This window comes from Streptomyces sp. NPDC043685 (assembly GCF_056436585.1).
Genome location: NZ_JBWKCH010000011.1, coordinates 203,653 through 224,628 on the forward strand (window position 1 = coordinate 203,653; position 20,976 = coordinate 224,628).

Consider the following 20,976-nt stretch of genomic DNA (forward strand, 5'->3'; position numbering starts at 1 on the left):
ACCCCTGTCCGGAGTGGTCTGGCCGCTATTCCGAGGTCGTGGCGGTCGCCGGCGACGAGGCCGCCACCCTTGACTCCGTCGGCTGCCACCCTGGCCGGCAGAGCCAAGGCTTCCCCATGCGACCAGGACCCGTTCCCCATGACCACACGCCTCCCCGCCCTCGTGCGTGACTCTTGAGGCATCCTGGCCGACCGGTACCGCCATGGGCGGGCACGGGTGCCAGCCCGAGCGCGGTGGCGGAGTCCGCCGTCTCGGCCTCCTCGGCACTCATCGGACGCTCGGTCAGCGGCGGGCAGCAGGGCACCGCACTCCGACCCATCGGTACAGGAGCCATGCTGGACGACAGATGCCATCGATAGACGTCGAAACACGCGAGGAGTCGCCGTGAGCGCGTCCGTCGTCACCGAGTTGCCTGCTGTCGTGATCGGGGCCGGACCCGTCGGCCTGGCCTCCGCCGCCCAGCTCGTGGACCGAGGCATCGACACCTTGGTCCTGGAGACCGGCCGAACGCCCGGCGCCGCAGTACGCAGGCCGGTGATCGCGGCGCGGAACCACTCACGGCACCGGACGGGACCACCTAGCACTGATCTGCGAGGAACGACGCGACGACACCTCGGTGACCGGCAGCCTCAGGTCACTCCGCCGGGCGATACCGGCTCGTTCCCCCTTCCGGAAGGATCAGAGGGACCATTCGCGCCTCCCTCGTGAAGGACAAGAACCGCATGCAGATGCGCACTTGGGGCCTCGTCGCCGCTCTCATCGCTGCCACCGTCGTTGTGCCGAGCACAAGCGCGTCAGCCGCCGCGCCACCTCAATGTCCCGGCGGTTCCGTCTGCTTCTACAGCGGCACGGACTTCCACGGCACGAGCTGGGAATGGACAACCGGCAGCGGCTACCGCGACATGCCGCCGGGGCTTCATGACAACGTCGGCTCGTTCGTGGCCGGCACCGATGCCTGCTTCATCAACTGGCAGCCGAAGGAGACGCGCCAAGTACAGAACGGTGACTGGCGTCGCGCGTACAAGGGCGATTTCGGCGGCCGGATCGACGGCGTCAACGGCGGGCGCTGCTGAGCCTCACGTTCACGCCGCCTCGACCGAGGCGTACGGCTGAAGTTGGGGGGCCGGGCATGTGTCCGGCCCCCACGCCATGTCATGACACACCGCCGTGGCGCAGCCCTCCCGCCCCAGCACCGAAGCCGTTTCCAGGACCAGCCACGCGCACGACAGCGGCCGGGACTCGCCTGGTGCGTGACCACCACCCCGGCACCTCAGCACCAGCCGCCGCGCCGGAACGCATCCGCCGAGCGGCACGGGCGCGTCCGGCGCACCCGCCGAGCCACTGGCCCCATCGCACACCCAGTCGGCCACAGGCCTAGACCTTCCCATGATCACGGGCTAGGCTCTGCCGCGCGTATCCGAGAGCGCTCTCAAGCTCTGCTGTTCCACCCCACCCTTGCTGGAACAACGAAGGGGCATCCCTTGAGACGCACCACCATCCTGCGCACCGGACTGTCCGCACTCCTTCTCCTCGGCACCTGGGCGACCGCGAGTGCCCTGCCGGCCTCCGCCTCGGACCGTCCCGCGCGCTCCGCCCAGGCACCGGCCTCCGCCGCGCTTCTCACCGCCATGCAGCGCGATTTGGGCCTCACTCGGGACGAGGCCGCAGCACGCCTGGCCGCCGAGAAGACCGCGACAACCGTCGAACGCGAGGCGCGGAACGTGGCCGGTCCGGCATACGCCGGCTCGTGGTTCGACGCCGAGAGCGGCAGACTCACCGTCGCCGTCACCCGAGCCGCGCGTGCCCAAGCCGTACGCGCGACCGGAGCGGACGTACAGATCGTGCGGTACAGCGCCCGCCAACTCGACGCGGTCAAGGCCACGCTGGACGAGCTGCCCGCGCCTTCCGGCGTCGGCAGCTGGCATGTGGACCCGAAGGCCAACAGGGTCGTCGTGAACATCGTCGCGGCACACCGGGACGACAACGATGTCCGGGCTTTTCTTTCCCGAGCTCGCCAGGCCGGCCCGGTGTCGGTGCGCCACTCCCCCGCCGCGCCGCGCACCTTCGCCGCCGGCACGGTGGGTGGCGATCCCTTCTACACCGGCAACGTGCGCTGCTCCATAGGCTTCTCGGTGCACGGCGGATTCGTCACCGCCGGGCACTGCGGCCGGCCGAGCGCGGCCGTGTACGGCTGGGACCGGTCCTACATCGGGAACTTCCAGGGGTCGTCGTTCCCGGGGGACGACTACGCCTGGGTCAACGTGGGCAGCGGCTGGTGGACCGTCCCGGTGGTGCTCGGCTGGGGCACGGTTCCCGACCAGCTCGTGCGCGGTTCCGCCGAGGCCCCGATCGGCGCCTCGGTCTGCCGTTCCGGTTCCACCACGCACTGGCACTGCGGCACCGTGCTGGCGAAGAACGAGACCGTGAACTACAGCCAGGGCGCCGTCCACCAGATGACGAAGACCAGCGTCTGCGCCGAACCCGGTGACTCCGGCGGCTCGTTCATCAGCGGCGCCCAGGCCCAGGGCGTCACCTCCGGCGGCTGGGGCAACTGCACCGGCGGCGGCGAGACCTGGCACCAGCCCGTCAACGAGATCCTCAACCGCTACGGGCTGAGGCTGCACACGGCCTGACCCACTGCGCAGCACACCGAGCGGGTCCCGTCCACGCAGCCGCCGGCGGGGCCCGCTCGAACCGCGGTCCGTGGCACGGGGTTGTTCGCTGCAGAATGAGCCACATGGCCGAAGACAAACACCCAGCGTTCACGCTGCCGAGAGGCGCCACCGGCTTCTTCCGGCCGAAGGACGGGCCGCTACCGGCAACCGACGTGCGGACGTTCCGGGCAGCGCTGTACGCCGCCGCCCGGGCGGCACAAGGCCACGTGGGCGAGATGGAAGAGCAGGCATACCCACGTACGTTCCACACCGCGACGGTCGTCGAGGGCAGAGGCGAGCGCATCGTCCTGTGCCACGTCCACCACCCCTGGATCGCCTTCGCTCGGGAACGCCGGGACTGGTACGCCGAGGAGTTCCTCCCACCGCCACCGTGGGCTCGCGCCTTTGTCGACTTCGGGTTCGCGGTGCTTGATCGCGCGCAGCTCACTCTGCCGCTCACGGACGTCGACACCTCGGTTCTCACTCAGGGCGAGTGGCGTGAAATTCGCCTCTATGGCATCACCACATTGGGCGGAGTGCTCTTCAACGCGTGGGACTGAGGCCCGAGCAAGACCCGTGCTCGACGCTGGACGACAGTCGTCAAGCTCATCTCCCCCGCGGCCGCGAGCCTGACTCGAGCGGGTCGGTCCATGTTCGGGGCATACCGGGGTGAGGCTCGGTGCGTGGTCATTCGCTCGACTCGGAAACCATGGAGGCACCATGGCGGCACCGGCGGTTCCCACAGCGCCCGAGATATCGTTGTCAAGGCTTCCCTCCCTCACGGGGATGCGCTTCATCGCCTCGTTCATGGTGCTGATCTGCCATATCGGGATCGTCCTCGTACCTCGCGTCCAGAAACCCTGGCTCAACTGGACGGAGCCCTACGTCTACGCACTGGGTCCCACAGGCGTGGTCTTCTTCTTCGTCCTCAGTGGGTTCGTGCTGACCTGGGCGGCGCGGCCGGGCGACACCAGTCGGCGCTTCTGGCGCCGGCGCCTCGTGAAGGTCTATCCGAACCACCTCGTCACACTGGGCGCCGCCGTGGCCCTGATGCTCCTCACGAACCACGCGGTGACCGCGGCCAACACCGTGCCCACGCTGTTCCTGGTGCAGAGCTGGATTCCCGACCAGGAAGTGGTGCTGAACTACACCTCCAACGCCCCCACCTGGTCGCTGGCTTGTGAGCTGTTGTTCTATCTGGCCTTCCCCTTGCTGCTCCCGCTGCTGCGCAGGATCCGCGTCGAACGGCTGTGGCTGTGGCTGGGCGGTGTAGCACTGCTGATCTGCACGCTGCCGTTCGTCGCGCTGCTGCTGCCGGACCAGCCGATGATGACCAACACCGACGTGCCGTGGTGGCCGCTGTGGTTCACCTACTACTTCCCCGTCAGCAGGATGCTGGAATTCATGCTCGGGATGCTGACGGCGCAGATCGTGCTCAGCGGCCGCTGGATCGGCCTGCCGCTCCTCCCGGCCATGCTGCTGGCGGGAGTGAGCTTCGTCATCACCGCCGGGTTCGTGCCGGAGATGTACAGCCAGACGTCCGCGATCGCGCTCTTCCTCGCCCTGCTCATCGCCGCCGGAGCCACGGCCGATGTGCGCAGCCGCCCCTCCTTCTTCCGCAGGCGCACCATGATTTTCCTGGGCGAGATCTCCTTCGCCCTGTACATGGTCCACTGGCTGGTCATCTTGTACGGCCCGATGCAGATGGCCGACGCGGACGGCTGGTACGGGCACTCGACGGTCAACCGGGCCCTGCTCGACGCGGGCCTGACCGTGGCGATCACCCTGCTCCTGGCCTGGCTGCTCTACCGTCTCGTCGAACGGCCCGCCGTGCGCCGCTGGAGCCGGCCGGCCGCACAGGGCAGGTCCTCACCGGCAGCGGACGCGGGGCCCGGGCACGCAGCGCGGTTGCGCGGCGACCGCTGACCGTCCGGGCCCGGCCGCACGAAGCCCGGTGGCGAGCGAACGGTGTTCTGCCCGCGTCGGTCGTGAGAGGTGTCCCGTAGCGGGGCGCCGGCCACCTGGCATGATCGACGCGTGACGACGACCCCTGGGCGGCCGGGCCGCATGAAGCACGTGCTGTTCGATGTCGATGGCACGCTGATCGACGCGGTGAGCAACCAGCGCCGGGTCTGGGGCACTTGGGCCGTTCGATACGGACTGGACGCGGACGAGGTCTACCAAGTCGCTCTGCGGACACGGCCGATGGAGACGTTCGCCCAGGTCGCAGCAGACCGCGATCCGAGCGAGTGCCTGGCCCTGCTGCACGAGCTGGAGGACGAGGACGTCCGGTCCGGCGTCTACGCGGCGTTCGACGGCGCGCCGGAGCTGCTGCACCGTCTGCCACCGGCTGCCTGGGCGCTGGTCACCTCGAACTACGAGCACCGGGTGCGCGGCCGTTTCCTGCGAACGGGCCTGCCCGTACCGGAGGTGATCGTGGACGCCGCGAGCGTGGAGGAGGGCAAGCCCTCTCCCGTGCCCTATCTGCAGGCCGCTGCGAGGCTGGGCGCCGAGCCGAGCGACTGTCTGGTCATCGAGGACGCCCCGTCCGGAGTGCAATCCGGGCTGCGCGCGGGGATGACGGTGTGGGGCGTGAACAGCCCTGCCGCGGTGGAAGGCGTGCACCGCCACTTCGCCACCCTGCGGGAGGCCGCCCCGCACATCCTGGCGTGCGTGTCGGACCCGCGAGCAACCGCCGCGGTCTGAGCCTCTGCGCCACGCCCTGCCGTCCGGTCGGCGTTAGTCCGCGTCGTCCGGTGTCCTTCGTCGTCGTTCGGGAAACGGCGGCGGGTCACGCCGTGCGGAGCATCGGTAGGCTGATCATCATGGAGTCCGTGGGGGCCGAAAGGCCGGTTGAGGTGCAGTGTCCGAAATGCGGTGGCGGTGAGGCCAGGCCCGTCGAGCAAGCCCGCGGCGGCAAGGGGGCGATGCGGGAGGACCTGTACGGCCGGCTGGCCCCGGGGCCGGACAAGAGCGGCGACGGATGGATGCACGCCGCACAGGGCATGGTGCTGACCGGAATGAGCATCGTCTTCGCGGACATGGGTGTCCGGCAGGACAAGCCTCTCTACACGGTCGGCGGTGTGGTGCTCGCTCTGCTCTGCCTGATCGGCACCTTCGTGGTCGTGCGCGGTGACCGGAGGGAGAAGGCCGCGGCCGAGGCAGGCGCCGGTCGCGCGGAGCGGGTGTGGCGACCGGCGTACTACTGCGCCTACTGCTCCTCGGTGTTCTGCCCCGGAGGCATTCCGTGGCAAGGGGTTCTCACTCCGGAACAGTTCAAGAAGCTCGTGTGGACCGAGGCAGGCTACGCCGATCAACTCCCCGCCGGGGACAAGGCGAGGGACGCGCAGATACCGGCGGGCGTCTTTCCGGGTCGGTGAGCGGAGCACTCGTCCGGTGCCCGACCCTCAACTCGCCGACTGGACCACGTACAGCGCGCCGAGGGCGGCGGCGAGTGTGCCGAGCAGGAGGCGGAGAGCGGTCTCGGGCATGCGGGCCTGGAGTCGCGCGCCGAGGTAGCCGCCGATGAGTCCGCCGAGGCCGCAGGCCAGGCCCAGCCACCAGTCGGGGGCGACCGGGCCGGACTTCGTCAGGGCGAGCACGGCATAAGTGGCGGCTCCGGCGACGGACGTGGTGAAGGTCGCGGCGAGCGTGGCCGGTGCGACGCGGGTCAGGGGCATCCCGCGGGCGGCGAGGACCGGCCCGAGCAGGGAGCCGCCTCCGATGCCGTAGACCCCGCCCACCACCCCGACGATCAGGGCCAGGGCGGCCAGTGTGCCCGGCGAGGGTTCGGCCTCGGTGCCGGGATGCGACTCGGCCTGGTTCCCTCGCAGCGTGCGCAGGCACAGCCAGCTGCCGAGTGGCAGGAGGAGCGCGGCGACCAGGAGGCGGAAGACGTCCGGGCCGGGCAGGGCGTGGACGCGGATGACGGCGCCGATGATCACTCCGGGCAGCGACCATCTGACCAGGCGCCGGGCCAGTTCGCCGCGCAGAGCGCCGTCGCCGTGGTAACGCCACAGGGCGCCCGGTCCGGCCACCACGTTGAACAGCAGATTCGTGGGCGTGACCGCGGGACTCGGCACGCCGAGCAGGCTGAGCTGGACGGGGAGGAGGAAGACGGCACCGGAGACACCGACCGGTGCCGTGACCGTCGCTATCAGCAGACCGGCCGCCAGCCCCGCCCCTATCGTCCACTCCATCAAGCTCTCCACCTCTCGACAGCCTGACCAGTATTGACGCAGGCTCGGGCAGAGGGGCGTACGGGCAACGTGATGTTCACGAACAGCGGGGAGCCGCCTCACCAGCCGTCAGATCCGCCGGAGGGAGGCGCTATTGGCCTGTACCAAACTCTTGACACCCGCTTGCGTCACTTCTTAAATCATGAACTGAGATAAGCCTCCCCCGCCACCGCCCTCACCCCCCAACCCCTCACTCCCCACTCCCCCGCTCGCCGACCGGCCCCTCCCACCACGGCCCATGACGTCGACTGTCATGCCCATGGCATCCACGCGCACGTCGGTCGCTGAGCCGCGCGTCACCAGAAATGGACGTGACTCCATGACCACCACATCAGTGGCCCGCCGCACCGGGCGGCACGTGCTGGGCACGGCCGCAGCCGCATCCCTCCTCGTCGGCCTCAGCGGCATCCCCGCCAGTGGCGCCGCGGCGGCCACCGGCCAGATCACCGGCATCGGCGGCAAGTGCGTGGACGTGGCGGGTGCCGCCACGGTCAACGGCACGGCTGTGCAGCTCTACGACTGCAACGGCACCGCCGCCCAGCAGTGGACGGTGGGTGGCGACGGCACCGTCCGCGCGCTCGGCAAGTGTCTGGACGTCGCCTCGGGCGGGACGGCCGACGGTACCCGGGTGCAGCTCTGGGACTGCAACGGCAGTGCCGCCCAGCGATGGACCGTCACCTCCGCACGGGACATCGTCAACCCACAGGCCGACAAGTGCCTGGACGCGACCGGCAACAGTTCGGGCAACGGGACCCGGCTGCAGATCTGGACGTGCACCGGGGCGGCCAACCAGAAGTGGACCGCGCCGGCCGGCGGCGACCCGGCTCCCGCACCCGGCGCGATGGCCGTGGCGCCCTACCTCTACAACGGCTGGGGCAGCCCGCCGAATCCCACCACCGTGATGAACGCGACCGGCGTCAAGTGGTTCACGCTCGCCTTCGTCCTCAGCAACGGCTACTGCAACCCGCAGTGGGACGGCAGCCGCCCCCTGACAGGGGGCGTGGACCAGCAGACCGTCAACACCGTCCGGGCCGCCGGCGGCGACGTCATCCCGTCCTTCGGAGGCTGGAGCGGAAACAAGCTGGAGAGCTCGTGCGGCAGCGCGGGTGAACTGGCCGCCGCCTACCAGAAGGTCATCAACGCCTACGGTCTCAAGGCCATCGACATCGACATCGAGGCGGCGGCGTACGACAGCCCGACCGTGCAGCAGCGGACGGTCGACGCTCTGAAGACCGTCAAGGTCAACAATCCCGGCATCAAGGTGTACCTCACGTTCGGCACCGGCCAGAACGGTCCGGACAGCAGTCTGATCAGCAAGGCCGCGGCCTCCGGCCTCACCGTCGACAGCTGGACGATCATGCCGTTCGACTTCGGCGGTGCCGGGCAGGACATGGGGCAGCTCAGCGTCCGTGCAGCCGAGGGGCTGAAGACCGCGGTGAAGAACGCCTACGGCTACACCGACGACCAGGCCTACCGGCACACCGGTGTCTCCTCGATGAACGGGATCACCGACAACGGCGAAACCGTCACGGTGGCCGACTTTCGCACCATCCTCGGATACGCCCAGCAGCGTCACCTCGCGCGGCTGACGTTCTGGTCGGTCAACCGCGACCGGCCGTGCACCGGTGGCGGGGTCGACACCTGCTCGGGCGTCGCCCAGCAACCGTGGGACTTCACCCGGGTCTTCGCCCAGTACGGCGGCTGACGCGCCGCACGAACAGCGGCCCCTCTCCCCCACCCCCCACCTCCCCGTCACGCCGCTTCGTCGGCACAGGAGAAGACGTGTTCCGACTCCCCCGACCGCCCATCGCCGGACGCTGGACCGCGGCACTCGCCGCCACCGCCACCGCCGCCTCGATCCTCACCGGCCTCCCGCCGGCTCAGGCCGCCTCCTCGGCCGCGGCAGCCCTGCCCACCGGCTGGTCCACGGTGGTGAACAACGGCAGCGGCAAGTGCCTCGACGCCCGGGCTGCCGCCACCGTCAACGGCACCGCCGTGCAGCAGTACGCCTGCAACAACAGCACCGCCCAGCAGTGGAGCTTCACCCCGACGAGCGACGGCTACGTGCGGATCGGCAACCGCAACGACGCCCGGCAGGTCGTGGACGTGAGCGATGTGTCCACCGCCGACAACGCGGCGGTGCACCTGTGGACGTACGGCGGCGGCGACAACCAGCAGTGGCGGGCCGTCGACGAGGGTGGCGGCGCCTACCACTTCGTGAACCGGCACAGCGGCAAGTGTCTGGACGTCCCGTCCGCCTCCACGGCCGACAGCGTCCAGCTCGTCCAGTACACCTGTAACGGCACGGCGGCGCAGCGCTTCCAGGTCGCGCCGGTGAGCACCGCGCCGGGCGACGTGGACCTCGGTCCCAACGTGGCCGTCTTCGATCCGTCGATGCCGTCGTCCACGATCCAGAGCCGGCTGAACTCCATCTTCCAGCAGCAGGAGACGAACCAGTTCGGCTCCCAGCGCTACGCGGTGATGTTCAAGCCCGGCACGTACAGCAACGACGTTAACGTCGGCTTCTACACCCAGGTCCTGGGTCTGGGACAGTCACCCGACTCGGTCACCATCAACGGCGCCGTCCACGTCGAGGCCGACTGGTTCCCGCCGCAGAACGCCACCCAGAACTTCTGGCGCGGGGCGGAGAACCTGTCGGTGAACCCGACCGGCGGCACCGACCGGTGGGCCGTCTCCCAGGCGTCCGGGTACCGGCGCATGCACGTCCGCGGCAACCTCGAACTCAGCGACGGCGGCTGGTCCAGTGGCGGTTTCATGGCCGACAGCAAGATCGACGGCCAGGTGCGCTCCGGCACCCAGCAGCAGTGGCTCACCCGTAACTCCCAGCTCGGCAGCTGGACCGGCGCCAACTGGAACATGGTGTTCGTCGGCAGCCAGGGGGCACCGGGCAACACCTTCCCCAACCCGCCCTACGCGACGGTGAACCAGACCCCCACCGTCCGCGAAAAGCCCTTCCTGTACGTGGACGGCACGGGTGCCTACAAGGTATTCGTCCCGTCCGTGCGGACCGACTCCTCGGCCACCACCTGGGCGAACGGCAACGCCGCCGGGTCCTCGCTCGGCATCGACCAGTTCCACGTCGTCAAGCCGGGCGCGACCGCGACGCAGATCAACGCCGCCCTCGCGGAGGGCAAGAACCTGCTGGTCACCCCGGGCGTCTACCACCTGGATCAGACCCTGCGGGTGACCCGTCCGGACACTGTCGTGCTGGGGCTGGGCCTCGCCACGTTCATCCCGGACAACGGCGTCACGGCCATGACCGTCGCCGACGTCGACGGAGTGAAGATCGCCGGAGTCCTCTTCGACGCCGGCACCACCAACTCCCGTTCCCTGGTGGAGATCGGGCCGTCCGGAGCCTCCGCCGACCACACGGCGAACCCGACCTCCCTGCACGACGTGTACTTCCGCGTCGGCGGTGCCGCCGTCGGGAAGGCGACCACCAGTCTCGTCGTCAACAGCGACGACGTCATCGGCGACCACATGTGGATCTGGCGCGGTGACCACGGCTCGGGCATCGGCTGGAACACCAACACCGCCGACACCGGACTCGTCGTCAACGGGGACGACGTGACCATGTACGGCCTGTTCGTCGAGCACTACCAGAAGCACCAGACGATCTGGAACGGCAACGGCGGCCGGACGTACTTCTACCAGAACGAGATGCCGTACGACCCGCCCCAGCAGGCGGCCTGGATGAACGGTTCGACCCAGGGTTACGCCGCCTACAAGGTCGCCGACTCCGTCACCAGCCACCAGGCCTACGGGCTCGGCAGCTACTGCTACTTCAATGTGAACCCGTCCGTCACCGCGGAGCACGCCTTCGAGGTGCCGAACAATCCGAACGTGCGTTTCCGGAACATGGTGACCGTCTCGCTCGGCGGCACCGGCACCATCCGGCACGTCATCAACGACCGGGGCGGCCCCTCGAACTCCTCGACCAATGTGGCGAACCTGGTGAGCTACCCGTGAGGCGGCTCGCGGCAGCGACGTCAGCCGCACGGCGGCCACCGACGGGAACCCGCTCGCGAACGGCGAGGCCGAACCGCTTCCTCGTCGACAGCCGCACGTGGGTCGGAGGTACCGGGGACTCCCCCGACTGGTGCAACGGCCGTGCGACGACCCGGCCGGGCGGAGCTTCCGGCTGACACCGGGGTGATGCGGGCGCCCCTGAGGACACCCACCGGGGCCCGGCGGCAGGTGCCGCCGGACCCCGGCAGTGTGCTCGATGGTCACAGTCCGGCTCCTTCACCGCGCCGGGCGGTGCCGAACCCGCCATTCCGTGATGCAGTCGAGTCATGTCCTCACCTCCCACGGACGACCAGGACTCCCCGGCACCGGCTCGAGGCGAGCGCCCTTCCCGGCTGACCGACATCGCCGTCGCCCTCCTGCTCGCCGTCGCCGACACCGTCATCGTCGCCGTCGCCGTGGTGATGTTCCTCGTTGTGGGCATGGGAACCGCTCAGTCGCCGTACACCTCCCGTCCGGCGCACTCGCGCGACACGCCCCTGCTGATCTGGTGCGTCGTCTGGGGTGTCCCCGTCGTGGCGGCGACCGGTGCCTACGTCCACGCCCGTCTGAAGATGCCGGTCACGGCGGTTGTGCAGGGCTTGTTCACGCTCGCCTGCACGTTTCTGGCCGTCGTGTGGACGCGGATGCTGGTGTCGTAGAGCGCCTGCCGTCCCCCGGACCCACGCGGGCATACGGGGAGCGCCGGTGCGACATCGTCAAGGGCTACGAGGTGGGCGAGGGCGAGTACGTCCTGGTCGAACCCGACGAGTTGGACGAGATCGCGCCCGGTCGCTCCCAGACGATCGAGATCACCGACTTCGTCGACCTGGAGGAGATCGAGCCTGTCTACTTCAACCGCACCTACTACGTCGCCCCGCGCGGCCAGGAGTACACCAAGGCCTACGAACTGCTGCGCGCGGCACTCGACCGCACCCACATGGTCGGTGTGGCCACGTTCGTGATGCGTGGCAAGCAGTATCTGACCGCCCTGCGCGCCGAGGACAAGGTTCTCGTGCTCCAGACCCTGCACTGGGCCGACGAGGTGCGTGACCCGCGCGAGGAGCTGCCCGAGCTGCCCTCCGGCCGCGCGGGGAAGGGCAAGGAGCTGGACATGGCGCTCCAGCTGGTCGACTCGCTCAGCGGGCCGTGGGAGCCGTCGCGCTACCCGACACTTATCAGGAAAAGTTGTGCGCGTTGGTCAAGGCCAAGGCCGAGGGCCAGGAGATCGCCGCGGCCGATGAGGCACCGGCGGCCGCGAATGTCCTCGATCTCATGGAGGCGCTGCAGGGCAGCGTCGACCAGGTACGCGGCGGGCGCGGAACGAGGAAGTCCGGCCCGGCGCGGAAGGGGGAGCAGAAGTCGGCCGCGAAGACCGCCGGGAAGTCGGCTCGCGGGAAGGGGCCGGCGAAGACCGGCCGTGCGTCCTCCACTCCCCGCGTCGGACGGACTACCGACAAGCGCGAGCTACGGCAGCAGAGCAAAGCCGAGCTGTACCAGCGGGCCACCGAGCAGAAGGTCCCCGGGCGGTCGAAGATGAGCCGGGAGGAGCTCATCGACGCGTTGGCCCGCACGGGGCGTGGCCGTAAGAAGAGCGCTGCCTGACCCCTGGAGCAGGATGGGGAAGGGCCGCTTCGACCTCCCCAGGTGTCGCGGCCCTTCCCGTCCGGCTGCAAGCGCTTACCCCGATCCGTGAGTCTCATGCCTCCCTCTCCCGAACCGGCTCCCGGAGTCGCCCGGACCGGCCCCCGGAGCCCCCTGCGCCCACGCGCGCCCAGCGTCCGCCGCGCCGGCGTCGGTCAGCCGCGCTACTCCTCCAGGGCGCCGATCAATTCGGTGAGCGCGGGGAGCGCCTCCTCGATGGCCTGTCGACTGTCCGGCGCCAAGGTGGTCAGGGCCTGCCTCAGCGCCTGCGCGCTCACCCGGTCGTACCGGCTGAGCAGGTCGAGCGCATGAGGGGAGGCCGTGAGGGTCACCGCACGCAGGTCGGTCGATGACGGCTTGCGCTCGACGAGGCCGGCCGCGGTCATGGCGCGGACCAGATTGCTGACGGTCGACGGAGCTACGCGCAGGCGGGCGGCGACCTCGCGCGGAGCGAGGGCTCCGGCGTCGGCGAGAACCCTCAGCAGCTCGATCTGCGCCTCGGGAAGGTCCGGGAGGTCCGCCGCGCGGCGGGTGCGGACCAGCACGGCTCGTCGCAGGGGCCCTATGAGGCGGCCGAGGGCAGTCGCGGTGTCCATGTGCTCATCATGCCTTCGATGTCGTTTTGCAGCAAAACAGTTTTGTGACAAAATTGATTGTCACCGACCACAGCACGACAAGGAGGCACCTCGCATGGCCAGCCAGGGAGCACACGAGACCACCGTCCAGAACCCCGTACCCCCACAGGAGCTCTCCGGGATCGTCGGCCACCGCTTCATCTACACCTACGCCAACGGCTGGCAGTACGAGATGTACGTGAAGAACGCGACCACCATCGACTACCGGATCCACTCCGGCATGGTGGGCGGCCGCTGGGTCAAGGACCAGGAGGTCGATCTGGTCCAACTGGACGACGACCACTACAAGGTCTCCTGGAACGAGCCGACCGGCACGTCGGTCTGTGTGAACGTCATGCCCGGCAAGCGCCGTCTGCACGGCGTGATCTTCTTCCCCCGCTGGGTCGAGGAGCACGGCGAGCGCACCGTCCTGTACCAGAACGACCACTTGGACGAGATGCGCAGGTACCGCGACGAGGGCCCCACCTACCCGCTCCACGTGGTACCGGAGTTCGCCAGGATCACCCTCTTCGAGTTCGTCGGCCCCGATGACGACACCGTCGTCTCCACGGCCCCCGGCGACCTTCCGCAGGGCTGGTCCGACCGCACCAACTGACCGGCCCGCGGGCCTCGTCGGCACCGGATCCACAATCGATTGTCAGTGGTGGGTGAGAGGATCGGAACATCAAGCCGGAACAAGGGGGAGCTGTGATGTCCGAAAGCCAGAATTACATCAACCACGTCGCTCTCGTGCTGGATGCGAGCTCGTCCATGTCGCACCTGAGTCGCAAAGTCGTCGAGGTCGCCGACCAGCAGATCGCCTATCTCGCCCGGCGTTCTCGGGAACTGGACCAGGAAACCCGCGTCACGGTGTACGTCTTCGCCGACAAGGTGGAGTGCGTCATCTACGACAAGGACGTCCTGCGCATGCCGTCCCTGAAGCAGCTGTACCGGACCGGTGGAATGACGGCCCTCCTCGCAGCCGCCCTGAAATCGCAGGGTGAACTGGCGCAGACGGCCCAGCTGTACGGCGACCACAGCTTCCTTACCTTCGTGCTGACCGACGGTCAGGAGAACGCGAGCCACCGCTGCCCCGACGCCCCGTCACGGGATCCGCGTCAGCTGGTCCAGGCCGTGGCCCGGATGATCGAGACCCAGCAGGACAACTGGACACTGGCGGTCCTGGTGCCCGACCAGATGGGCAAGCGCGAGGCCATGCAGTGCGGTTTCCCCAAGGACAACATCGCCATCTGGGACGCCACCAGCACCCAGGGCCTGGAGGAGGCCGGGCAGGTCATCCGGCAGGCCACCGAGAACTTCATGATGGGCCGCACCCAGGGCATCCGAGGCTCCCGTGCGGTGTTCTCCACCGGCGCGGAAGCGGTCAACGAGGACACCATCAAGGCCGCAGGGCTCACGCCGATCGATCCGGCGAAGTACCAGCTGATCCCGGTGGCTCGCGACGCCGGGATCAGGGAGTGGGTCACCGAATGCGGGCACACCTATCGCACCGGTGCGGCTTTCTACCAACTCAGCAAGTCCGAGAAGATACAGGCGCAGAAGCAGATCGCGGTGCTGGAGAAGAAGACGGACCGCGTGTACACGGGGCCGGCAGCGCGAACCCTGCTCGGATTGCCGCAGACGGAAGTCCGCGTCAAGCCGGACCACAACGACCACTTCACCATTTTCGTGCAGAGCACCAGCGTCAACCGGAAACTTGTCCCCAACACCCGGCTGTTGCTCATGCTCTGACCGACGCCGTAGAAGAATGCGCGCGAGTTGCTGACCACATTCCCGTCAGCAACTCGCCGATTACTCGTCATGAGCCGTCGCCGCGAGAATCACCCTGCACTGAAGGAGTGGTCCCGGTGACGACAAGCCTGCCTTTGTGACACCTGTCGTGCTTCGACCCGTCACCCGTGACCAGCACCTACGAGACAGCCCCTAGTCCGAAAGTCCGAGTTCGCGCTCACCGAGCGGGGTGAAGAAGCGTTCCACATCGGCGTCGGTGACGTCGGCCAGGGTCTCCGGGGACCAACGCGGCCTCCGGTCCTTGTCGACGACCTGGGCACGGATCCCCTCCACCAGGTCGGGAGTGTCCAGGGCGGCGCAGGAGACGCGGTACTCCTGGTCCAGGACCGGTTCGAGCCGGCCGAGCTCCCGGGCTCGGCGCAGGGACGCGAGGGTGACCTTGAGGGCGGTCGGTGACTTGGCCAGCAGGGTTTCCGCGGCCTCCTTGGCGGCGGAGTCTCCGTGCGCGAACAGCCGACGCACGATCTCCTCGACGGTGTCGGCGGCGTAGCAGGCGTCGATCCAGTCGGAGCGGGTGGCGAGGACGCCCTGCGGTGGAGTGCGCGCCCAGCGGGCCAGGGCGTCCCGCGCGGGCATCCGGGCCAGCGCGTCGAGGAGCTCCGGCAGCTCGGCCGACGGCACGAAGTGGTCGGCGAGTCCGCACAGCACCGCGTCCGCGGCGCCGATCTGGGCGCCCGTCAGGCCGAGGTGGGTGCCCAGTTCCCCGGGGGCCGCGGAGAGCAGGTGGGTGCCGCCCACGTCCGGTACGAAGCCGATCCCGGTCTCCGGCATGGCGATCCGGGAGCGCTCGGTGACGACACGGACGCTGCCGTGCGCCGAGACACCCACACCGCCGCCCATCACGATGCCGTCCATCACGGCGACGTACGGCTTGGGGTAGCGGGCGATGCGGGCGTTGAGCCGGTACTCGTCGCGCCAGAACGCGGCGGTCGCCGTGCCGTCACCGTCGCGGGCGTCGTCGTGGATGGCACGGATGTCGCCCCCGGCGCACAGGCCGCGCTCCCCCGCGCCGGTGATGACGACGGTCTCCACGGCGGGGTCCCGCTCCCACCGGGTGAGCGCCTCGTCGATGCGGCGGACCATGGCGTGGGTCAGGGCGTTCAGGGCCCGCGGCCGGTTGAGCGTGATGCGGGCGACGCGCCCGCCGGTGTGGAAGAGGACGGGTTCCGGTTCCTCGTTTCCGCTCATCGGAACGCCTCCCCCGGGCCGTGGGCCACGATGCCGCGCATGTCTGGTCGATCCTTTCCGCTCATGGGCCGGTGCTTGCGTCCCGCCGCTGCCGGCGACGAGCCGCCTCGCCACAGCGACCCTACGGTGCCCGATGACCTTCCCCGGCGAGCCGGTGGGGGAACGGGGTGACGTGCACGGGGTCGGTCGTCGCAGACAGGGCGTGCGGACGCAGGACCATGAGCGCGTCTTCCACGGCCGCCACCATGGCGAAGGGGAACCGGTCCAGTTCCAGGCAGAGGGCGACGTCATCGGGGTGCACCCCCTGGCGCACCCCTTGGGCCAGTTCGGCGGCGGCACGGGAGGCGGCGGCGCGGCGCAGGAACCCGGCCGCGTCCGTCTCGCCTTCGCCGGCCCTGCGGGCGATGTACTGGGCGCACGCCAGATCTTCCTCGGCCCGCCCGTCCTCGCCGGTGACCACGAAGGTGACACTGTCGCAGTCCCGACTGCGCAGGAGCCCAGCCGTCGCTCCCGCCACCACGAAGCCGGCGCACAACACCAGTGACGCGTCCTTGACCGCGAGGGCGCCGACCGTTCCCGCCGTGGTCTTCTGCACGACGGTCCGTCCGCCGAGGTCGAGGGAGCGCAGCAGGCCTGGTGAGTTGACCGTGTCGAACCCGGGCGCGGGCGGGCCGTCCTTGAGTGCCACCCAGTCCGGGTGGCGCGCCTTGAGTGCCAGGGCCTCGTCCAGCGACTCGGCGAGGACGATCTTCTCCGCACCCCGGCCAAAGGCCCACGCGGCCACGGTGAAGGCGCGCATGACGTCGACCACGACGGCCACGGACGGGACTTCGACCATCTCGGCGATGCCATGAAAACGGGTCTCCATCCGGTCATGATCCCGCATCACCGACTCGAAGCACCCGCCACCGGCGATGCCTTGGTCCCCGGAGGCCCCCGGGCGCCGTCCGGCGGTCGGCAGGTGTGCGCTAGATTTTGCCTCTCCTTGACCGCGATCAGTCATGATCTTCTACGCTTCGGAGTTGCCAATCCCATGAGCGACATCGTCAACGGACTCGGGCGGGCGTCGGCATACGGCGGTCTGGGGCTGATTCTGTTGGTCCTCGGCATCGTCCTGGTCGATGTGCTGACGCCCGGGAAGCTCGGCCGGCAGATCTGGCAGGAACGCAATCGCAACGCCGCCACGGTGCTCAGCTCCGCCCTGCTCGGTATCGGCGGCATCGTGTTCACGTCCATCTGGACGACGTACGAGGACTTCGGCAAGGGACTGGTGTCCACCGCGGCGTTCGGGCTGCTGGGCCTGGTGATGATGGCGGTGGCGTTCTGGGTGGTGGACCTGGTCACGCCGGGACGCCTGGGTGCGACGCTGGTCGAACCCGAGCCCCATCCGGCGGTGTGGGTGACGGCCTCCTGCAACCTCGCTGTCGCAGCCGTCATTTCGGCGTCCATCGCCTGAACCGCCCGCCTGTTCCTCCGGGTTCGAGACCTGCCTCGGCGGGCGGCGCTCACCAGGTGCTTTCGACGGGGTTCGAATGACCTGGCACGGGGGCGCCACGCCGGGCAGCCTGAAGACGCACGTGACCAGGATCTTCACGAACCGACCCACAGGGGGAACAACGACATGCGCAAGCGTGCTGCTGTCGGTGCCGTCGCGGCCGCCGCGTTCGCCACCGTGCTGGCGACCGCGCCGGGTGCTTCCGCGGAGGCCAATCCGCCCGGCTGTCCGAAGGAATACTTCTGCGCCTACAGCGGGGAGAACCAGACCGGTCAACTCGTGCTGAAGACCGCCGGGAACTGGTCCGGGAGCGTCACTTTCCGCTCCGCGTTCAACAACGGCATCCGGTTCCCGGGCGCCGACCACGTCGACATGACGTACGCCGTCGAGGGAGGCACGGAGACCGTCTGCCTCCACTACAACCCGGGGCCCGGCGCCTACAAGGGCAATGCCGCTCCCGGCACCCGCATCGTCAAGGTCGTGTGGCGCGGCGAGTGCTAGGCAACGACGTCCGGCCGAACGAAGGAGGGTCGCGTTCCATGCGTTTCACACGTCCCCTGTTCAGTGTCGTCGCCGTCCTGACCTGGGCGCTGATGGCCACCTTCCTGGCCGGTCCGGCCCAGGCGGCGGCACCGGCGGACCCTCACGGTGGCGACCGGGCCCTCGTGGCGCCGCCGGCGCCGCAGGGGGCCGCCGCCCGGCCCGTCCCCGCCGCTGTCTCCCCCACCATCTCTCCCTCCACCCGCTGGATCCACCGGGCGGAGAACGAGACCTTCGACTGCAACGCGGGCAATCTCTGCCTCGAGGTGTGGGACCCGACCGTGGCGAAGTGGAAGGTGTTCTTCCTCTACACCTGCAACCGGTACAGCCTGTCCAACTGGCTCGGCACCGGCTACTACCTCAACAAGCAGACCGGCTCGGTCACTTCGTACTTCTACAACGCCCAGGGCCAGGTTCTGCGGGCCTTCACCCCACCGCAGGTGGGGACGCAGGACTGGGACCCGGTGTGGTCCGTCCGTAACTGCTGATCCGGCACCGCGGTGCCACCGGCCGTCCCGCGGCGCGTCACAGACGCCGTGGGACGGCCGAGTCATGCACCGGCACCCTTTCTACGGGCCGACCCTCGGCATCAACTCCCACCGCACAGTGAACGCACAGCTCCCGTCCTTCCTCTTGCAGGGCAGCTCCCCACAACCGAGAGGAATCTGCAGTGCGTTCACGCAGACCCATACGTTCGCGCCTGTACCCGGCCGGGTCGGTGGTGCTGGCCATCACCGCTGCCGGATCCGTGCTCGCCGGGCCGGCCGGATCCGCCGCGGCCGCCGATACGAGCGGGCGGGCCGATCTGCGGGCGGACGTCAACCGTGACGGACGCGTCGATGTCACCGGCGGCACCGACCGCTCGTGGGAGGACAGCTGGTCCGTCCAGCGCGGGGCCGTGGTCCTGCCCAACATCGACGACGACGCCAAGCGGTGCCCGTCGGCCGGGCCGGGAGGCGAGCCCTTGTCGGACGACGCGTTGGCCGCGTGCAACGACGGCTCCGACACGAAGGTCAACGGCACCGCGGACGACGCCGACCTCGCCCGGGTCCGCTCCGTACCCCTGCCCGGCCTCCCCGCCGACGCCAAGGGGAGTCTGAAGGTCACCACCGGAGGCACGCACGCGCACCTCTTCCTCAAGCGTGACGGGAAGTGGGTCCTCGTGACCTCCGGCACGCGGCTCACGGCCGCCGAACTGCGCTCCGGCGTGGAGTTCGGAGTCGAGGCCACCGACATCGTCCGGGACCGGGTGAAGTGGGACGGCCGGGTGGTGGTCCAGCTCACGGTGACATCCGGGCAGAAGACCACCTCCGATGCCGTGACCCTGCGCGTGGCACCGCTGCTGACCCAGCATCACCTCCAGGACACCCAGCAGGTGATGGTGTCGAAGGTCCAGGGTGAGGGCCCGGACAGCCGCCTGCAGAGGGAGTTCGTCGCCGCCCTCGAGAAGGAGGTCGAGAAGGCCGGGGTCACCACCCCGCTGATCACCTTCGAGAAGTACGCCGACCGCTGGGCCCAGGACTTCGTCGAACCGGCCTACGTCAGCATGACCGGGCCGGACGGACAGCGGCACGTGATGCGCGTGATGCTGCGTTCCGCGCAGCCGGACCGGGACGCGGGCCGGGAGCTGTTCGAGAAGGTGCGCGGCCGGGACGTCGGTGTCGTGCAGGTGACCGACCGGGCGGAGCCGGACGACTGGTCGCTCAACTCCATGGGGAACCTGGAGACCATCCCGCCCTACACGCACGCCGGCCACTCCTACCCGGCCGGGCGGATCATCATGGGCGAACGCAAGGACAGCGGGGCGCGTCCGTCGAAGGTGATGCGGACGATGCTCACGTCGCAGGGGTTGCAGGACCCGCTGCTGCTGGACACCTCCTGGCTGGGTGTGGGGCACGTCGACGAGTTCGTGCAGTTCCTGCCCGCCGACACCCCGCGCGGCTGGCGCGTCGGCGTGGCCGATCCCGAGGCGGGGCTGCGGCTGCTGCGCGACGCCAAGCGCGACGGCAACGGCAGGACGAAGATGTTCTCCGTCCCGGCCCGCAGCGGCACGCCGGCGCCGAAGGAGACGATCGACCAGGCACTCGCCTCCCGTCACCTGGTGGCCGACAACGAGATGGCGGCGCGGCGCATCGCGGCCAACCTGGAGATCCTCAAGCGCGAGACGGGGATCACCGAGGCGGACATCGTGCGGGTGCCCGCGCTGTACACCCGTGACTCGGAGGCGATGACCGCCGACGGTCAGCGGATTCCCGTGCCGCGTCTGACGCGCATGGGCGCCGGCTCCGACCTCGTGGACGGTCTCGGTGACCACGGCCAGCAGAAGTGGCTCGCCGAGAACCCGGCGGCCTCGCGTGCGGCGGCCCGGGCGACGGTGACGACCAGCGCCTACGTGCCCGGCGCGGTCAACGGCCTGCTCCTCGGACGCGACCGCTACCTCGCCCCGCGCCAGTGGGGGCCCGTCATCGACGGCAAGGACATCTTCACGGAAGCCGTCACCGCCGTCTACCAGCGGGTCGGTCTGAAGGTGTCGTACATCGACGACTGGTACACCTACCACCTCGGCATGGGTGAGGTGCACTGCGGCACCAACACCCTGCGCGACGCGAGCGCCGCGTGGTGGCGGCGGCCGGCCGTCAACCGCGATGGGTCGTAGGGGACCGCGCGCTGTTCCCAGCGGCTGGGGGGCTGCGGTCCCGCCGCCGCTGGGAACCGCCGCCGCGAGGCCGACCGCTCCCAGGCGGCCGGGTCAAGGGGCGGTGGCC

General features: G+C 69.6%; 21 protein-coding genes and 1 pseudogene. 18 read left to right on the top strand and 4 right to left on the bottom strand.

Annotated elements, in window-relative coordinates:
• Positions 1-420 precede the first annotated feature (420 nt).
• The 7 genes from AC0665_RS32040 to AC0665_RS32070 all read left to right on the top strand — a co-directional run bounded on the left by AC0665_RS32040 (position 421) and on the right by AC0665_RS32070 (position 6,034).
• Positions 421-708: an NAD(P)-binding protein gene (locus AC0665_RS32040; RefSeq protein WP_478706423.1), complete on the top strand. Its 288-nt coding sequence runs from the start codon at positions 421-423 to the stop codon at positions 706-708.
• Positions 705-1,073, top strand: a complete 369-nt coding sequence (locus AC0665_RS32045; RefSeq protein WP_468412402.1) for a peptidase inhibitor family I36 protein — start codon at positions 705-707, stop codon at positions 1,071-1,073. The genes AC0665_RS32040 and AC0665_RS32045 overlap by 4 nt, the downstream gene beginning before the upstream one ends.
• Before the next feature lie 408 nt (positions 1,074-1,481).
• Positions 1,482-2,633 (top strand): S1 family peptidase, encoded by a 1,152-nt coding sequence (locus AC0665_RS32050; RefSeq protein ID WP_478706374.1) that lies wholly within the window; start codon positions 1,482-1,484, stop codon positions 2,631-2,633.
• 104 nt (positions 2,634-2,737) lie between these two features.
• Positions 2,738-3,214, top strand: coding sequence for a hypothetical protein (locus tag AC0665_RS32055; protein WP_478608588.1), 477 nt, complete (start codon positions 2,738-2,740; stop codon positions 3,212-3,214).
• Positions 3,215-3,440: 226 nt separating this feature from the next.
• Positions 3,441-4,580 carry an acyltransferase family protein gene (locus tag AC0665_RS32060; protein WP_478706375.1) on the top strand — a complete coding sequence of 380 codons (1,140 nt, stop codon included), beginning with the start codon at positions 3,441-3,443 and terminating at the stop codon, positions 4,578-4,580.
• A gap of 141 nt (positions 4,581-4,721) precedes the next feature.
• Positions 4,722-5,360 carry an HAD family hydrolase gene (locus AC0665_RS32065; protein ID WP_468412777.1) on the top strand — a complete coding sequence of 213 codons (639 nt, stop codon included), beginning with the start codon at positions 4,722-4,724 and terminating at the stop codon, positions 5,358-5,360.
• 50 nt (positions 5,361-5,410) lie between these two features.
• Complete coding sequence (locus AC0665_RS32070; RefSeq protein WP_478608583.1) at positions 5,411-6,034, top strand: hypothetical protein; 624 nt, start codon at positions 5,411-5,413, stop codon at positions 6,032-6,034.
• A gap of 27 nt (positions 6,035-6,061) precedes the next feature.
• On the opposite strand, the gene AC0665_RS32075 is transcribed toward AC0665_RS32070, so the two are convergent.
• A complete protein-coding gene (locus AC0665_RS32075; protein WP_478706376.1) occupies positions 6,062-6,853 on the bottom strand; it encodes a TSUP family transporter in 792 nt (263 codons plus the stop codon).
• Between the two features lie 358 nt (positions 6,854-7,211).
• Between AC0665_RS32075 and AC0665_RS32080 the strand changes: the two genes are divergently transcribed.
• The 5 genes and pseudogenes from AC0665_RS32080 (at position 7,212) to AC0665_RS32100 (ending at position 12,523) form a co-directional block, all read left to right on the top strand.
• Complete coding sequence (locus AC0665_RS32080; protein ID WP_478706377.1) at positions 7,212-8,597, top strand: ricin-type beta-trefoil lectin domain protein; 1,386 nt, start codon at positions 7,212-7,214, stop codon at positions 8,595-8,597.
• 77 nt (positions 8,598-8,674) lie between these two features.
• Positions 8,675-10,882, top strand: coding sequence for an RICIN domain-containing protein (locus AC0665_RS32085; RefSeq protein ID WP_478706378.1), 2,208 nt, complete (start codon positions 8,675-8,677; stop codon positions 10,880-10,882).
• 326 nt (positions 10,883-11,208) lie between these two features.
• A complete protein-coding gene (locus tag AC0665_RS32090) occupies positions 11,209-11,580 on the top strand; it encodes a hypothetical protein (protein WP_468412416.1) in 372 nt (123 codons plus the stop codon).
• 71 nt (positions 11,581-11,651) lie between these two features.
• Positions 11,652-12,032: pseudogene (locus AC0665_RS32095) on the top strand (Ku protein); the annotation flags it as partial.
• 83 nt (positions 12,033-12,115) lie between these two features.
• Entirely contained in the window at positions 12,116-12,523 is a 408-nt protein-coding gene (locus tag AC0665_RS32100; protein ID WP_478706426.1) for a hypothetical protein, read from the top strand.
• 203 nt (positions 12,524-12,726) lie between these two features.
• Here AC0665_RS32100 and AC0665_RS32105 read toward each other — a convergent pair whose 3' ends face one another.
• On the bottom strand, positions 12,727-13,158 hold the full coding sequence (locus tag AC0665_RS32105; RefSeq protein WP_478608574.1) for a MarR family winged helix-turn-helix transcriptional regulator: 432 nt from the start codon (positions 13,156-13,158) through the stop codon (positions 12,727-12,729).
• Between the two features lie 94 nt (positions 13,159-13,252).
• Between AC0665_RS32105 and AC0665_RS32110 the strand changes: the two genes are divergently transcribed.
• Together AC0665_RS32110 and AC0665_RS32115 are read left to right on the top strand one after the other, a co-directional pair.
• Positions 13,253-13,792: a phenolic acid decarboxylase gene (locus AC0665_RS32110; protein WP_468412422.1), complete on the top strand. Its 540-nt coding sequence runs from the start codon at positions 13,253-13,255 to the stop codon at positions 13,790-13,792.
• 95 nt (positions 13,793-13,887) lie between these two features.
• A complete protein-coding gene (locus tag AC0665_RS32115; RefSeq protein ID WP_363119631.1) occupies positions 13,888-14,928 on the top strand; it encodes a vWA domain-containing protein in 1,041 nt (346 codons plus the stop codon).
• 192 nt (positions 14,929-15,120) lie between these two features.
• Here AC0665_RS32115 and AC0665_RS32120 read toward each other — a convergent pair whose 3' ends face one another.
• Both AC0665_RS32120 and AC0665_RS32125 read right to left on the bottom strand, forming a co-directional pair.
• Complete coding sequence (locus tag AC0665_RS32120) at positions 15,121-16,176, bottom strand: enoyl-CoA hydratase/isomerase family protein (protein ID WP_478706379.1); 1,056 nt, start codon at positions 16,174-16,176, stop codon at positions 15,121-15,123.
• Positions 16,177-16,297: 121 nt separating this feature from the next.
• Complete coding sequence (locus AC0665_RS32125; RefSeq protein ID WP_478608569.1) at positions 16,298-17,044, bottom strand: 2-phosphosulfolactate phosphatase; 747 nt, start codon at positions 17,042-17,044, stop codon at positions 16,298-16,300.
• 165 nt (positions 17,045-17,209) lie between these two features.
• On the opposite strand from AC0665_RS32125, the gene AC0665_RS32130 reads away from it, so the two are divergent.
• The 4 genes from AC0665_RS32130 (at position 17,210) to AC0665_RS32145 (ending at position 20,867) form a co-directional block, all read left to right on the top strand.
• Positions 17,210-17,632, top strand: coding sequence for a DUF350 domain-containing protein (locus AC0665_RS32130; RefSeq protein WP_363119634.1), 423 nt, complete (start codon positions 17,210-17,212; stop codon positions 17,630-17,632).
• 165 nt (positions 17,633-17,797) lie between these two features.
• Positions 17,798-18,172 (top strand): peptidase inhibitor family I36 protein, encoded by a 375-nt coding sequence (locus tag AC0665_RS32135; RefSeq protein WP_468412430.1) that lies wholly within the window; start codon positions 17,798-17,800, stop codon positions 18,170-18,172.
• Positions 18,173-18,210: 38 nt separating this feature from the next.
• A complete protein-coding gene (locus AC0665_RS32140; RefSeq protein WP_478608567.1) occupies positions 18,211-18,699 on the top strand; it encodes a hypothetical protein in 489 nt (162 codons plus the stop codon).
• 182 nt (positions 18,700-18,881) lie between these two features.
• Positions 18,882-20,867, top strand: a complete 1,986-nt coding sequence (locus AC0665_RS32145) for a protein-arginine deiminase domain-containing protein (protein WP_478706380.1) — start codon at positions 18,882-18,884, stop codon at positions 20,865-20,867.
• Positions 20,868-20,976: the final 109 nt, after the last annotated feature.

Coding starts and splice junctions, on each gene's coding strand:
- AC0665_RS32055 (WP_478608588.1), top strand. CDS start 2,738: ATGGCCGAAGACAAACACCCAGCGTTCACGCTGCCGAGAGGCGCCACC.
- AC0665_RS32060 (WP_478706375.1), top strand. CDS start 3,441: ATGCGCTTCATCGCCTCGTTCATGGTGCTGATCTGCCATATCGGGATC.
- AC0665_RS32065 (WP_468412777.1), top strand. CDS start 4,722: ATGAAGCACGTGCTGTTCGATGTCGATGGCACGCTGATCGACGCGGTG.
- AC0665_RS32075 (WP_478706376.1), bottom strand. CDS start 6,853: ATGGAGTGGACGATAGGGGCGGGGCTGGCGGCCGGTCTGCTGATAGCG.
- AC0665_RS32080 (WP_478706377.1), top strand. CDS start 7,212: ATGACCACCACATCAGTGGCCCGCCGCACCGGGCGGCACGTGCTGGGC.
- AC0665_RS32090 (WP_468412416.1), top strand. CDS start 11,209: ATGTCCTCACCTCCCACGGACGACCAGGACTCCCCGGCACCGGCTCGA.
- AC0665_RS32105 (WP_478608574.1), bottom strand. CDS start 13,158: ATGGACACCGCGACTGCCCTCGGCCGCCTCATAGGGCCCCTGCGACGA.
- AC0665_RS32110 (WP_468412422.1), top strand. CDS start 13,253: ATGGCCAGCCAGGGAGCACACGAGACCACCGTCCAGAACCCCGTACCC.
- AC0665_RS32115 (WP_363119631.1), top strand. CDS start 13,888: ATGTCCGAAAGCCAGAATTACATCAACCACGTCGCTCTCGTGCTGGAT.
- AC0665_RS32120 (WP_478706379.1), bottom strand. CDS start 16,176: ATGAGCGGAAACGAGGAACCGGAACCCGTCCTCTTCCACACCGGCGGG.
- AC0665_RS32125 (WP_478608569.1), bottom strand. CDS start 17,044: ATGGAGACCCGTTTTCATGGCATCGCCGAGATGGTCGAAGTCCCGTCC.
- AC0665_RS32130 (WP_363119634.1), top strand. CDS start 17,210: ATGAGCGACATCGTCAACGGACTCGGGCGGGCGTCGGCATACGGCGGT.
- AC0665_RS32135 (WP_468412430.1), top strand. CDS start 17,798: ATGCGCAAGCGTGCTGCTGTCGGTGCCGTCGCGGCCGCCGCGTTCGCC.
- AC0665_RS32140 (WP_478608567.1), top strand. CDS start 18,211: ATGCGTTTCACACGTCCCCTGTTCAGTGTCGTCGCCGTCCTGACCTGG.